11 protein-coding genes are annotated in these 14,094 nt (G+C 57.4%); 6 read left to right on the top strand and 5 right to left on the bottom strand.

The window, feature by feature from the left end; translation table 11 throughout:
- Positions 1 to 56: 56 nt before the first annotated feature.
- The 3 genes from IT585_08685 to gatD all read left to right on the top strand — a co-directional run bounded on the left by IT585_08685 (position 57) and on the right by gatD (position 4,362).
- Positions 57 to 728, top strand: a complete 672-nt coding sequence (locus IT585_08685; GenBank protein ID MCC6963313.1) for a hypothetical protein — start codon at positions 57 to 59, stop codon at positions 726 to 728.
- A gap of 276 nt (positions 729 to 1,004) precedes the next feature.
- Positions 1,005 to 2,987, top strand: coding sequence for a Glu-tRNA(Gln) amidotransferase subunit GatE (gatE, locus tag IT585_08680; GenBank protein ID MCC6963312.1), 1,983 nt, complete (start codon positions 1,005 to 1,007; stop codon positions 2,985 to 2,987).
- Positions 2,980 to 4,362 (top strand): Glu-tRNA(Gln) amidotransferase subunit GatD, encoded by a 1,383-nt coding sequence (gene gatD / locus IT585_08675; GenBank protein ID MCC6963311.1) that lies wholly within the window; start codon positions 2,980 to 2,982, stop codon positions 4,360 to 4,362. The genes gatE and gatD overlap by 8 nt, the downstream gene beginning before the upstream one ends.
- Positions 4,363 to 4,535: 173 nt before the next feature.
- On the opposite strand, the gene IT585_08670 is transcribed toward gatD, so the two are convergent.
- Together IT585_08670 and IT585_08665 are read right to left on the bottom strand one after the other, a co-directional pair.
- Positions 4,536 to 5,513 (bottom strand): hypothetical protein, encoded by a 978-nt coding sequence (locus tag IT585_08670; protein ID MCC6963310.1) that lies wholly within the window; start codon positions 5,511 to 5,513, stop codon positions 4,536 to 4,538.
- Between the two features lie 19 nt (positions 5,514 to 5,532).
- On the bottom strand, positions 5,533 to 6,495 hold the full coding sequence (locus IT585_08665; protein MCC6963309.1) for a dockerin type I repeat-containing protein: 963 nt from the start codon (positions 6,493 to 6,495) through the stop codon (positions 5,533 to 5,535).
- A 183-nt stretch (positions 6,496 to 6,678) separates the two neighbouring features.
- On the opposite strand from IT585_08665, the gene IT585_08660 reads away from it, so the two are divergent.
- Together IT585_08660 and IT585_08655 are read left to right on the top strand one after the other, a co-directional pair.
- Entirely contained in the window at positions 6,679 to 8,343 is a 1,665-nt protein-coding gene (locus IT585_08660; protein ID MCC6963308.1) for a carbon starvation protein A, read from the top strand.
- A gap of 385 nt (positions 8,344 to 8,728) precedes the next feature.
- Complete coding sequence (locus IT585_08655) at positions 8,729 to 9,226, top strand: hypothetical protein (GenBank protein ID MCC6963307.1); 498 nt, start codon at positions 8,729 to 8,731, stop codon at positions 9,224 to 9,226.
- Between the two features lie 219 nt (positions 9,227 to 9,445).
- Here IT585_08655 and IT585_08650 read toward each other — a convergent pair whose 3' ends face one another.
- The 3 genes from IT585_08650 to IT585_08640 form a co-directional block, all read right to left on the bottom strand.
- On the bottom strand, positions 9,446 to 11,905 hold the full coding sequence (locus IT585_08650) for a sodium-translocating pyrophosphatase (protein MCC6963306.1): 2,460 nt from the start codon (positions 11,903 to 11,905) through the stop codon (positions 9,446 to 9,448).
- A 147-nt stretch (positions 11,906 to 12,052) separates the two neighbouring features.
- A complete protein-coding gene (locus IT585_08645) occupies positions 12,053 to 12,808 on the bottom strand; it encodes an SDR family oxidoreductase (GenBank protein ID MCC6963305.1) in 756 nt (251 codons plus the stop codon).
- Between the two features lie 184 nt (positions 12,809 to 12,992).
- Positions 12,993 to 13,322 (bottom strand): RNA-binding protein, encoded by a 330-nt coding sequence (locus IT585_08640; GenBank protein MCC6963304.1) that lies wholly within the window; start codon positions 13,320 to 13,322, stop codon positions 12,993 to 12,995.
- Positions 13,323 to 13,631: 309 nt separating this feature from the next.
- On the opposite strand from IT585_08640, the gene IT585_08635 reads away from it, so the two are divergent.
- A complete protein-coding gene (locus IT585_08635; GenBank protein ID MCC6963303.1) occupies positions 13,632 to 14,015 on the top strand; it encodes a VOC family protein in 384 nt (127 codons plus the stop codon).
- Positions 14,016 to 14,094: the final 79 nt, after the last annotated feature.

Here is a 14,094-nt window from a genome sequence, read left to right as displayed (position 1 = left end):
GTCAAAGGATGGGGCTGACGGCTCACCTGTCGGGTGATAGATGAAAGGAGTGCGCAATGAGAGTCCAAGCCTTTGCAGTTGCGACGGCAGTCATAGGCTTCTGCTTCTGCGCTGCCGTATTGAGCGAATCGACCGAACGCAAGAGAATCAAGGTATCGCGGGAGATCGAGGACATCGAATACGAGATCATGTCCCTCGTGATCGCCAACAAACTGGTCAACGTGGACGGACCACACTCGGAGATTGAGGCGTTCACTGGAATCAATGAAGTAGAACACGATACATTGAAGGTCGTCATCGATCCGTTGACAAGCGGCGACCTGAGTCTCCGCGACCTTCATCGCGACGAGCTCTATTATACGATCCAGAAGCAATGGCAGCTACTGAAGCTTGAGACCTTTGACGATTTCGTGGTCAAGAACTTCGGTGGGGAGTGGCTCAGCCGCAGATTTGTATTTGACTTCGGTTATCGATTGATGGCTGGTGGAGAAGATGATCAATATGAGGCCGACGAAGACGGCTTCTGGGAGGCCTTCTATCGGGTCTATCCAAGATACATCGGTATTACCACAGTCTCTCGCGTAGGATTCGACGAAGAGCGCACCCAGGCGTTGATCTATGTGGCCCAGCAACAGGAGGGACTCTCCGGCAGCGGGTGGCTTTACTGCCTGGAGTGCGTTGACGGCAAGTGGGTCATTCAGGCGCAGTACATGAGGTACATTTCGTGAGCCGCTAGCCCACCCGCAGCGAATTCATCTGAGCGACGCCGAAGCAACCTCCTCACCATCATCAGAGTCCATCTATTTTCTGCAGTCGCAAAGCGAACGGTGGGACTGATGGCTATCATTTAAGACCCACCCTCCGCCGGCACTCCGGGTGGGCTGCCGGCTTTGACCGCACGCGTTCAGCCACTGCAAATCGGAGCAACTGGTGATTCCAGTGGTCAAAAATGGCCGGGCAAGAGGCTTGTAAAGGGCGGGGAAATTGCCTATGTTCTCTGCATTATGGCACAGCGATTTGACGCAGCAGCGAATTTTGAGAAGACCAAACAACAGGTGGGCTGGATTGCGCGCAAAGAGGCCACACCGGAAACTTATCAGCGGCTCGGCTTCAAGTGCGGATTGGAGATCCATCAACAGCTTCTGACCGAGAAGAAATTATTCTGCCGCTGTCCGGCAGGAATCTATCAGGAACACGACGACTTCGACGCCGAACTAGTGCGACACATGCGCCCAACGCTGTCGGAGTTGGGCGAGTATGACGGTACGGCGCTGATGGAGTTCAAGACCAAGAAGAACATCATCTATCGCATCAAGGACAAGACCGCCTGCACGTACGACTTCGACGACACACCGCCGTTTCGGATCAATCAGGAAGCGCTCGACAAGGCGATTGACATCGCGCTGATGCTGAAGACGAATATCGTCGGCGAACTGCACGTGGCGCGCAAGCAATATCTCGACGGGTCGATTCCGACGGGCTTCCAGCGGACGGCGATTGTCGGGATCGAAGGGGTGATTCCGCTCAAGCACAAGGATGTGCGGATCATCCAGATTTCGATCGAGGAGGACGCCTGCCGCGAGGTGTCGGATGTCGGGCACTGGCGGATCTATATGACCGACCGGCTGGGGATGCCGCTGATCGAGACCGTGACCTACCCTGATCTGCTCACCCCCGATGAAGCGGCGGAGGCGGCACATTACTTGCGGTTTCTGGCGCGCTCCTCGGGCAAGGTGCGGGTCGGCATCGGCGCGGCGCGCGAGGATGTCAATGTCAGCGTCACCGGCGGAACGCGGGTCGAGATCAAGGGCGTGGCACATATTCGCTGGATTCCGAACTTGGTGCATAATGAGGCGTTTCGGCAGTGGGCGCTGCTTCTCATCCGCGACGAACTCTTGCGGCGCGGGCTTGATCCCAAGACCTGGTCGGTGACGCACAAGGAACTCGATGCGGACCTGTTACCGCGTGAGCAGAAAGCGATCAAGCGAGTGAAGTCGCGTGGGTGGAAATTGGTGGCGGTCAACCTGCCGCACTTTGAGGGAATACTTAGCTTTTTCACACAGCCGGAGCGGATGTTCGCGGATGAACTGAGCGACCGGCTCAAAGTGATCGCGTGCCTGGAGCGGCCGAATATGCTGCATTCGGAGCAGTTGCACCTGTTCGGGGACGAGCAGGAGTTGGTGGATATCCGGCAGTATGTGGGCGCGACGGTGGGCGACGCGCAGATCGTCGTGTGGGGGCCGCCGGACGATGTGGCGATGGCGATCGAGACTATCGAGGAGCGCTGTAAGATTGCACTGCAGGGTGTACCGAACGAAACGCGCAAAGGCTTGCCGGACGGCACGACGATATTTGAACGTGTCCTTCCGGGGCCGGATCGCATGTACCCTGACACCGACTCGGCGCCGATCTCGATTGATGATGACGTGATCGTCGAGAAGCGGAAACACCTGCCGGTCAGCATCGCCGAACGGTTCAAACAACTGCGCGAATGGCAGGTGCCGGAGGACGCCTTCTCGTACTTGCTGCGCAACAACCTGGTGCCGCTGATCGAAACGATTGTCGCCGAGAGCGAGCAGTCGCCGCGATTCGTGGCGACACTGCTGGCGCATACGCTCAAACATCTGCAGGGGACGCGCAAAGCTCCGCCCGACTTTGACTATGAGAGGGTGCGGCAGTTGTTCCGTTTCGTGAAGGAGCGCCGCTTGAGTAACGAGATTCTCAAGAAGATGCTGCCGGTGGTGTACGACCATCCCAACATGGATTTGCAGTCGGTGCTGATCACGATCGAATTCAAGGAGCAAAGCATCGATCAGATTTTGGAATATCTGCCGGCGCTGCGGCGCAAGTTCGGTGAGATTGCCTACGACAGTGACCGGGAGGCAGAGGCGCGCTGGATCATGGGACAATTGCGCAAGCGGGCGGTCGGGAATGTGTCGCTGCGGGAGTTGCAGCATCGGGTGGTGGAGGTGATCAACCGTGGTTGATTTATACAAGGGTTACAAGGGACAGGCGCTGGCGACACTGCAGAAGTTCAATGCGCGGGTTTGGAGCCAGACCAAGGTCGAGACGACGCGTGGGGAGTTCAAAGGTATTTTGCTGCCGCGCAGCGAAAACGACGACGATGAGCACATTGTGGTGAAGCTGGCCTCGGGGTACAATATCGGCATCGCGACGTCCACTATCACGGCGATGACGGAGGAGGGCTACAAAGAGGCGCACTATAAGATACCGGAGAAGGAGTTTCCGGTGCATCCGGGCAAGCCAAGCGTCAAGTTGCTCGGCACCGGCGGCACGATTGCCTCGCGTCTTGATTATCGTACCGGCGCGGTGATTCCGGCATTTTCACCGGGTGAATTGTACGGCGCGGTGCCGGAACTGGCGGACATCTGCAATCTGACCACGGAGAAACTGTTCGCGGTGTTCAGCGAGAATATGGGGCCGGAGCAATACAAGACGCTGGCGATTTCGATCGGCAAGGAAATCGAGAAGGGAATCGACGGGATCGTGATCGGCCACGGCACCGACACGATGCACCACACGGCGAGCGCGCTGGCGTTCATGGTGCAGAATTCGCCCGTGCCGATCGTCATGGTCGGATCGCAGCGGTCATCGGACCGTCCGTCCTCGGATGCGGCGCTGAATTTGATGCATGCCACCAAGACGGCGGCGGAGTCGGATATTGCCGAGGTGATGGTGTGTATGTTCGGACCGACGTCGGATGAGTACGGCCTGCTGCATCGCGGCACGCGGGTGCGGAAGATGCATTCCTCCTACCGGTCGACGTTTCGGACGATCAGTGATATGCCGCTGGCGATGGTCGACCGCCAGAAAATCACCCCGATCAAGACCAACTACAATCGGCGGCGGCGCGACCGCCAGGTGACGATCAAGCCGTATTTCGAAGAGAAGGTGGCGCTAGTGTATTACTATCCGAACATGATGCCGGATATGATCACCTCGCTGATCGATAACGGCTATAAGGGGATTGTGATCGCGGGCACGGGACTGGGGCACGTCAACAAACCGCTCTATCCGGCGATCGAGCGCTGCCAGAAGGAGGGGGTGGCGGTGTACATGACAGTGCAGACGTTGTGGGGCTATGTGCACATGTTCGTGTACGATACGGGCCGTGACCTGATGAGCAAGGGGATTATTCCGCTGGCGAATATGCTGCCGGAAGTGGCCTACATCAAGCTTGGCTGGGCGTTGGGTCAGACCTCGGATCTGGAAGAAGTCAAGCAAATCATGTTGACGCCGGTGGCCGAGGAAATCACCGAGCGCGAGCCTTACAACGGCTACCTGATTTTCCAGGGTGGTGTGCCGGAGGTGGAGGAGTTCTTGAAGAGGATCCACAAGTAACTGCATGTACCCTCACTCCTCAGGGGATTCTCGGTCAGAATCGATCGACGCTTAGTCAGGATCGCAGGGATCCTGACCTACTGGCTGCGACCGATGCTGCCTCACGCGTCAAGTGATTCCCGATACGAATCGAAAAAAGCGAGGTCGGAATCGCAGGGATCCTGACCTACGGGTTAGAGGGCGCCACAAATCGGGGCTGGACCATTGCTGAAGATGTAGCCCACGAGATAGACGGCGTCGGAGATTGTCAACAGGCCGCTGCCGTCCGCATCGCCATTTTGCGGGCAGCCGATCGGCTCCGGGCCGTTGGCGAAGATGAAGTTGATCATGAAGACGACATCAGAGATCGACAGCGAGCGGTCGCCGTTGGGGTCGGTGCCGAAGAGACAGCAGTCGGGCAGGAGTATCGGCCGATTAGCCTCCAGGTGGAGATAGTCAATGAACATCGGCGCCAGTGGTGAATCGTGTCCGGGCGGAGCTTGCCGCGGGATATAGTCTCCCCACTCCAGTGTGATCTGGCGGTTGCTGGCATCGGGCGTGGCGGAAACGAACACGCTGCAGAGTCGGCTGTATCCCTGGTTGGACATGATTTGCAGACTCGCGAGGATGAAGACGTTGTGTACGGTGTCGTTGTCGCACAACGTGAGCGCATCACCAAAGTAGGAGTCGCTGAGCGGAAATTTGACGGAATCAACATGCGCTGTCACGCCCGCGACCTGAATTTGCAGCGGCAACTGGAATGCGCTGAAGGGTTGATCAGCTAGGATCGCCAGTTCCATCACCATCGAGTTATGCCCGGCGGGAAACGACGTTGGGTAGAGAATGGCCAGATGGTCGTTCTCCGCGGGTTCAAGCGGCGGGTAAATTGGCGGACAGCCGAGATTCTTGCCGCCACACCACGTGATTATGCAATACCAGAGGAGAGAGGCATCATGGATGCTCCAGCCCTGGTAGAGGTCGTTGTCGGCCTCGGCAAAATCGACCGGGGGAGGGCCGCCGGCATAGGTGTAATTCATCATATATATGAGGTCACTGATTGTTGGGTTGCCGTCGCCATTGACATCACCGCAGACCAGAGCTGCCGCCGGTGGCGAGAGGACGACAAGGTTGAGGCAAGCAACTAGAGCTAACAACATGATGCGTGATATCATGCAAATTCCTTTCGTGCACTCACGTGCACAGCGGGGCCGGGCCGCCTTGGAAAATGTAGCTGATCATGTAAACGGCGTCGGAAATCGAGAGCAGGCCGTTGCCGTCGGCATCGCCGAGCAAGGTGCACCCTGACGGCGCCGGGCCACCGGCGAAATAGTAATTGATCAGGTAAACCACGTCCGAGATCGAGGCCAGGCCGTCGCCGTTGGCATCACCGGGGACGATACAGCAGGTACCGTAGAAGGTGGGCCGAAAGCACCCGTTATAGGTCAACACAAATGCCGGAATGGGATCATTGTGACCCGGCGGCGCCAGCGCCGGGACATAGTCGGCATATTCAAGGGTGATCAGGCGCGAAGCCGTGTCGACCGGGGCCGAGAGGAAGATTCGCGCGAAATGCACCGGAGCTTCGACAGCGCTGAATCCGAGACTCGCGCTGCCGACGACAACGACATCGGCGCTGTCCACGATCGCGATTTTGTTGAGGAAGTATAAGAAGTCGTTGCCGGCAAGCGGGAAATGTACCGAGTCGACCGTCGCTACAGCGCCGCCTTCGAGAGAGATTCGGATCGCAAGCTGAAGTCCCTCGATCGGCGCGGGGGCATCGAGGGCCAGGTCGAGGACGGACTGCTCACGATGCGCCGGGAAGGCGGTGGTGTGGCGAATCCGATAGCTGCTCGCGGTTTGCGGGACCAGCGGCGGATAGACCGGCGGACAGTACTGGCTCGGTATGCATTCAAACACCATGCACGAAATCTGCCAGGCGGCATCGCGGATAGTCCAGCCTTGGGCGAGGTCAAAGTCGGCGTTGTCGAAGTTGGGTGGTGGCGGGCCGCCGGCAAACGTGTAGTCCAGCATGTAGACCACATCCCCCCATGACATAAAACCATCATTGTTGGCGTCACCGCACGGATCGGCGATAGCCGCTGTCGCGATGGATAGCAGGAAGAGCAAAATGGCCCCGAGCTTGATGCGCGCCATATCCGATTCCTCCGAGGCCCGGAATCGACCGTTGAATTATATGCTTGAAACAAAGATAGGCAGGAATAGCGATTTTAGCAACACCTGATTGAAAGGGCGTCATTCCGATGGTTGGCGCCTGGGCAAATTGATCTTGCCAGAAGAATTTTGACACAACAGAATCGAGATCGGAGTTATTGTGCAATGAGTCTACTTCTGCTCGCCATCGGATTCATCGTATTCGTCGGACTGGCGTACCGCATTTACGGCCACTGGGTGGCGCGGCAATTTGCCGTCGACGATCAACGGATCACGCCGGCGCAGGAAAAAGGCGACGGCATCGACTACGTCCCCACCAAACCATTCTACTTGTTTGCGCAGCACTTCTCGGCGATTGCGGCCGCCGGCCCGATTGCGGGGCCGATCCTGGCGTGCCAGACGTTTGGTTGGCTTCCGTGTCTGCTCTGGATAGGGTTGGGAGTCGTATTGATCGGGGCGGTGCACGACTTCTCCAGTCTGACGGCTTCGGTTCGGCACGGAGCGCGCTCGATTGCCGATATCACGCGCGAACATATGGGTACGGCGGCGGGACGCGCGATGATGGCGCTGATCTGGGTGACGCTGATGTATGTCATCGTCGCGTTCACGGATATCACCGCCTCGAGCTTTGTCGGCGTGACGGAAGAGCTGGCGGGGGCGCAGACGGCGTTTAATCCGGGCGGCGCGGTGGCCGCAGCGGCGATCATGTACCTTCTGCTGGCAGTCGTAATGGGACTGGTGCAGCGATTCCTGAATCCGCCGCTGTGGCTGATGACGATTGTCTTCGTGCCGTTGACACTGGTGGTGGTGTGGTTGGGAACGACGATTTCGACGCTGCTGATTCTCGATGTCAAGGTCTGGGGGATTCTGATCCTGATCTATTGCGCAGTCGCGTCGGTGGTGCCGGTGTGGTCGCTGCTGCAGCCGCGCGGATATTTGGGCGGATTTATCTTGTATATGGCGTTGGCGTTGGGTGTGGTCGGGCTGCTGTTCGGGGGTTACGAAATCAAACAGGAAGCGTTCCGGTCGTGGGATGTCGGCGGGATGACCGGCGCGCTCTTTCCGTTCCTGTTCGTGACGATTGCCTGCGGCGCGTGTTCGGGATTCCACGGATTGGTATGCACCGGCACGACATCAAAGCAGATCGCCAAGGAATCACACATGCAACCGGTGGGGTTCGGCGCGATGTTGGCGGAGGGATTTGTCGCCCTGATCGCCCTAGGCACGATTATGATCGTCGGCGCGGATGTGGTCAAGGGACTGAAACCGGGGACGATTTATGGCAACGGCATCGGCGAATTCATGACGCTGATTATCGGTAAGCAGCACTTGAACTTCGCGATTACGTTCGGCGCGATGGCGTTTTCGACATTTGTGTTCGATACGCTGGACGTGTGCACGCGGCTGACGCGGTATATTTTCCAGGAGTTGACCGGCTGGCATTCGACGATCGGGGGAATGGTCGGCACGGTGTCGGTGCTGGTGTTGCCGGTGTACTTCATCGCGTTCGCACCGGAGGGATCGTGGGTGAAGTTTTGGACGCTATTCGGCTCGTCGAACCAGTTGCTGGCGGGTTTGACGCTGCTGACAATCACGGTCTGGCTGCATCAGGCACGCAAGCGGATCGCGTTCACGCTGCTACCGATGCTCTTCGTCCTGACCATCACATTGTGGTCAATGATCAAGCTGACAATTGCCAACTTCCGGAGCGCAGTGGGGTTTGACACAGCGATGATCAATGCGGTTTTTGCGGGGCTATTGATTCTGTTCGCGATATTTCTGGTGGCGACGGCTTTGGTCCGAAATCGGACGTCCGCTCGCCGCTCCTGATGCTGTCGACTAGTCACTATCCAATTGACAATATCGCCGGATGTTCCAATATTGAGGCATAAGGATCTCTGAAACCGCAAACCGGGGTTGCATATGGATCTCGGAGATCGAGATGCGATGCCAGTCTAATCATGTGCTTCTTGTACTGCTTCTCATTGTCGGATGCGACTTGCTTTCAGAAGCCAACCTATGCGGGCAAGCTCCGCCTGATTCCGTGGTTGTGCAGGTTGTCAACTCCTTCAGTATGGCAGGGAGGTCCGGGTACACTCGCATAACGATCAGGAGCACAGATAATCTGGTCGGAATCTCTATTCCCCTTAGAATCGAAGACCCAAGACTGATTATCGATTCGGTTTCTACCGCCAGTTCAATTGCCGGACCTTACGTGAACTGGATGATCCTCTTTTCGGAGACTGAGCGCTGCGGTCCCATACGAGCCGTCCCGCAGTTCAGTCTGCAGGAATTCCTATCCAGAACTGGCGAGCTATTTCGGGTTCACTGGCACATTCGGCCGGAAGCGATTGGTGGCATTGCCGAAGTCGACACTTGCCATTATCCGGCCTACGTCGGTTCGAACGACACAATCTATGAGACGATCAACGCTGCCGGATTGGAGGGTTTCAGCTTTCATTGCTCGTTTATTCCCGGCACCATCCAGTTCAGCCGCTACGCATGCGGGGAGGTAGGTGGCCTCAACATCCAGAGTTTAGGCAATGCAGTATACTTTCTTGACTTCATATTTGGCGGCGGTCCATCTCCTTTGGACGAATCCTATGGCGATCTTAACTGTGATCAGGCGGTAACCATCAGCGATGTCGTGTACCTCATCGAGTTTCTCTTCAACGACGGACCAGGGCCCTGTGCAGAGTGCCCTCCTCATTGACGTAGGTGAATACTTCTGAAAACATGAGACTCCTGGCCATTCTCAAGTGCTTACCTGCCGGTCGTGCCATCTGACATAGATCGAGACCCCGTGACTTGCTGCGATCTTCTTGAGAGTCGCGATGTAGGTGTATCCCTGACTTTCCGTCAACCCCAAGAAACAAGGCGGGCCGAGTATCGACCCGCCGGTAAAGCGCAGAATCAGTGGTACGAACGAGAGCTACTCGCTCTTGATCCGCATCATGTAGAACGAGCGATAGACGAACACCAGTGCGATCAGCGCGAAAATGCCGAAGAGCGCCAGGCGCGTGGAGTGCGGCAGCTCGATGGCCAGCTCCACGGCCAGGACACCGAACAGCGTCGTGAACTTGATGACGGGGTTCATCGCCACCGACGACGTATCCTTGAACGGATCGCCGACGGTGTCGCCGACCACGGTGGCCGCGTGCAACGGAGTGCCCTTCTCGCGCAACTCGGTCTCGACGATCTTCTTCGCGTTGTCCCAGGCGCCGCCGGCGTTGGCCATGAAGATAGCCTGATACAGGCCGAAAATGGCGATTGAGATCAGATAGGCAATGAAGAAGTATTCGTTGATGCAGGCAAAGGCGAGGGTCGTGAAAAACACCGTGATGAAGATGTTGAACATGCCTTTCTGCGCATACTGCGTGCAGATTTCTACAACCTTTTTGCTGTCCTTGACTGAAGCCTTCTGGGCTCCGGAATCAAGTCGAATGTTTGCCTTAATGAACTCGACCGCGCGGTAGGCGCCGGTCGAAACGGCCTGAGTCGAGGCGCCAGTGAACCAGTAGATAATGGCACCGCCGGCGATGAGGCCGAGAAGGAAGGGGGCATTGAGCAGGGAGAAGTAGTACCCGGCGGCGTTCAGCATTTCGCGAATCTGCCCGATGGAAGTAATCTCGACATGCGCACCGCTGAGCCGTTGCGAAAGCAACACTATTATCGAGAAAATCAACGTGGTTGCGCCGACGACGGCCGTGCCGATCAGCACCGGCTTGGCAGTGGCTTTGAAGGTGTTGCCGGCGCCGTCATTTTCCTCGAGGCAGAGTTTGGCGCGTTCGAAATTCGGAGTGAAGCCGAAATCCTTCTTGATTTCATCCTTGATGCCCGGCAGGGTCTCGATCGTCGAGAGTTCGTAGACCGACTGGGCATTATCGGTGACCGGGCCGTAGGAGTCGACGGCAATCGTTACCGGGCCCATACCGAGGAAACCGAAGGCAACCAGACCGAACGCAAAGACGGCCTCGGCGGCCATAATATTGCCCAGACCCCAGGTGCTGACGCCCCAGGCGATGGCCATCAAAGCGATAATCGTCAGGCCCATCCAGTAGGCGCTGAAGTTGCCGGCGACGAAACCGGAAAGGATGTTGAGCGAGGGGCCCCCCTCTCTGGATGCGGTGACGACCTCCTGGACATGGCGCGACTTGGTTGAAGTAAAGATTTTGACGAGTTCCGGAATCACTGCGCCGGCAAGGGTGCCGCAGGAAATGATGGAGGCGAGCTTCCACCAAAGGGTGGAGTCACCGCCAAGATTCGGGATCATCAAATAGGAAATCGCGTAGGTCACGATAATCGAGATGATCGACGTAATCCAGACCAGCGAGGTCAGCGGCGCTTCAAAATTGAAGCTCGCGGCATTACCGTACTTGGCTTTGGCGATCGCGCCGTTGATCCAGTAGGAGACAATGCTGGTGACGATCATCATGACGCGCATGGCAAAGATCCAGACCAGCAATTGTACCTGCAGCGCCTGATCGAAGACGGCGAGCAAGATGAAGGTGATCAACGCGACGCCGGTCACGCCGTAGGTTTCGAAGCCGTCCGCCGTGGGACCAACCGAGTCGCCGGCGTTGTCACCGGTACAGTCGGCAATCACGCCGGGATTGCGGGCGTCGTCTTCCTTGATGTTGAAGACGATCTTCATCAGGTCGGAGCCGATATCGGCGATCTTGGTAAAGATACCGCCGGCGATACGCAGCGCGGCAGCGCCGAGGGACTCACCGACAGCAAAGCCGATGAAGCAATAGCCGGCGAGGTGGCCCGGCACGAACAACAGGATTGCCAGCATGATGATCAGCTCGATCGAGATCAGCAGGGTGCCGACACTGATACCGGCGCGGAGCGGAATCGCATAGGTCGGGAAGGCCGAACCGGTTAGGGAGGCAAAAGCTGACCGCGAGTTGGCAAAGGTATTGATCCGGATACCGAACCAGGCGACGGTGTAAGAACCGCCGATGCCGATGAGACTGAACAGTATGATGATCGCCAAGTTGGCGGCGCCGACGGGGCGCAACCAGCCGAAATAGACGACCATAATGACGGCAATGAACGCCCAGAGAATCAGAATGAAGCGCCCCTGGGTCAACAGGTAAGTCTTACAAGTCTCGTAGATGAGTTCCGAGATCTCGGCCATCGACTTGTGCACGGGGAGCCCTTTCAAGCCGCGGAAAGCAAACCAGCCGAAGAGCATACCGAGGAAGCACACGACGATGCCAATGAGCAGCAGATTGTGGCCGGTCATCCCGAAAAAGCTCTGGGAGGTGAGATCCGGGACTTCGATGTCCGCCTCGCTGGCCAGGAGCTGCGGGGCCAAGGCCATCATCAGCGTCAACAACAGCAACAAGCGGCTGATCATCCCCCCAAACTTGAACCGTCCTTTCATTAGATCCTCAATGTTAAGAAGTTAACTACAACCAACGACTATCAACAAACCTGAGCTTCGGGTGAACGCGAGCGCCGGCACGGAATATCGCAAGCGGCGGTCTTCATTCAGGCGAATTGGCGGGGAATATATGTCAACGAGTCGGACTTAGCCACACAAAACTGCACCGCCGTTGACATTCAGGATTTCTCCGGTCATGAATGTGGACAAGTCGGATGCAAGAAAGAGAATTGGGCCGGCGATCTCATCGGCAGTGGCGGCACGACCCATCGGGATCAAGCGGAGGTATTTCTCGGCATCGGGACCGACAAGATCGGCGTGACTCATGTCGGTGTCGACCCAGCCGGGTGCCACGCAGTTAACGCGGATGTTGAACGGCGCCAGCTCGGGTGCCAGTGATTTGGTCAAGCTGATGATGGCGCCTTTGGTGGCGGCATAATGGGAATGGAACGCCTCACCCCGTTGACCGGCGGTGGAAGAGACAAAGATAATGTTACCGGACTTGCGCTGCTTCAGATGCGGTGCCAGGGCGATGGTGGGGAAGAAGACACCCTTGAGATTAATGTCAATCATCTCGTTGAGTTGTCCTTCGGTCATCGTGTCGATAGCGGCTTCTTTCCAGATGCCGGCATTGTTAACAAGGATATCGATATGGCCGAATTGTGAGAGTCCGAAGGCGATTAGAGCTTCGGCCTCCGGTCGCTGACCGACGTCGGCGCGAAAGGAGAGGATACGCGGACCAAACTGGCTGGCCTGCTGGACGACCTCGGCGGCGGCGAGTTCATTGCTGCGGTAGTTCACAACGACGTGGCAGCCGGCCCGGGCAAACAAGACAGCGGCCGCCCGGCCGATGCCGCGCGAGGCGCCGGTAATAACGGCAGTTTTGTTCTTGAGTGAGATCACGATCTTCCTCCACTTCCATTCGGTGCGACAAATCACCCGGTGCGGGAAGATAGGGATTCCGAGAGAAATGGGAAGTGAGAAAGACGAGGGCGGGCCACAGAAAACCAAACCGCCGGGGATTTCTCCCCGGCGATTGGCCGATCGGTATTATGACGCGGCTATGCCGCGCAAGATGCCTGAGCGATTACCAGCCGCGACGTCCGCCGCCGCCGCCGCGATTGCCGCCGCCGCTGCGACCGCCACCGCCGCCGCCACCCATGCGCGGGTTGTCGGTGCGGGGACGAGCTTCGGAGACGTTCAACGTGCGACCGCCAAGTTCCTTGCCGTTCATGCCGTTAATGGCGGCAATCCCTTCCGCCTTGTTCGACATTTCCACGAACGCAAATCCGCGGGGTTCGCCCGAGAACTTGTCGGTAATGATCGAAGCTTTGGTGACTTGGCCGAACGCTTCGAAAGCGGTCCGGAGTTCTTGTTCGGATGTCTGATGCGACAGGTTTCCGACGTAGATATTCATTCTCTACTCCTGATTTGCCGGAAGATCGGTCGGCCAATCCTGGACGGTCCAATTTCCAGCGGGTAAAAGCGCACGATTGCGCATTGATCTCCGGATTAACACTCTCTCAAGGGGCAAGCTGTCTCAGTTTGAACTTGAAGTGATATAATGGCGGAGCCTCATGATTTCAATGCATTATACGCAACCGAGTGCTGAAAACCACCAGCTTTTTTTGGCTATTTTTTTGACCACTTCCTGAGGGCGGATGCAACCGCGGTCGCTGGGGGGCGTAACAGGAATATCTTGGAACTGCACAGAAAGGAGCAACCAGTGGCGGAGACGAACGACTTCGGCACGATTGAGTGGCATGATCTTACGGTGGATGATGCCGATCGGGTACGTGACTTCTACCAGGCGGTGGTGGGCTGGACACCGGCGCCAGTGGACATGGGCGGCTATTCTGACTACTCGATGATGCTGCCTGATGGCGAGGTGGCGGCGGGCGGAATCTGCCACCGGCGCGGCCAGAATGCTCAGATCCCCTCGCAGTGGCTAATGTATATCCGGGTGACCGACCTGGACCAGAGTGTTGCTGCTTGTAGTGCCGCCGGTGGCAAGGTGATCCTCGGACCCAGAAACATGGGCGAAGACATGCGTTATTGCGTAATCCAGGATCCCGCGGGTGCGGTCTGCGCATTGTTTTGGAGGCGATAGCCAGCAGCAAGACTATTGACATTGACGGCGTCGGCGTTTAGCGTGATGCCAGAGCCTGAGCCCGACTTGGGCGCAGCGG

The organism is Candidatus Zixiibacteriota bacterium (assembly GCA_020853795.1).
Lineage (GTDB): Bacteria > Zixibacteria > MSB-5A5 > CAIYYT01 > CAIYYT01 > JADJGC01.
Note: the sequence above shows the minus strand (reverse complement) of the source record. Positions and strands in the feature narration are given on the sequence as shown.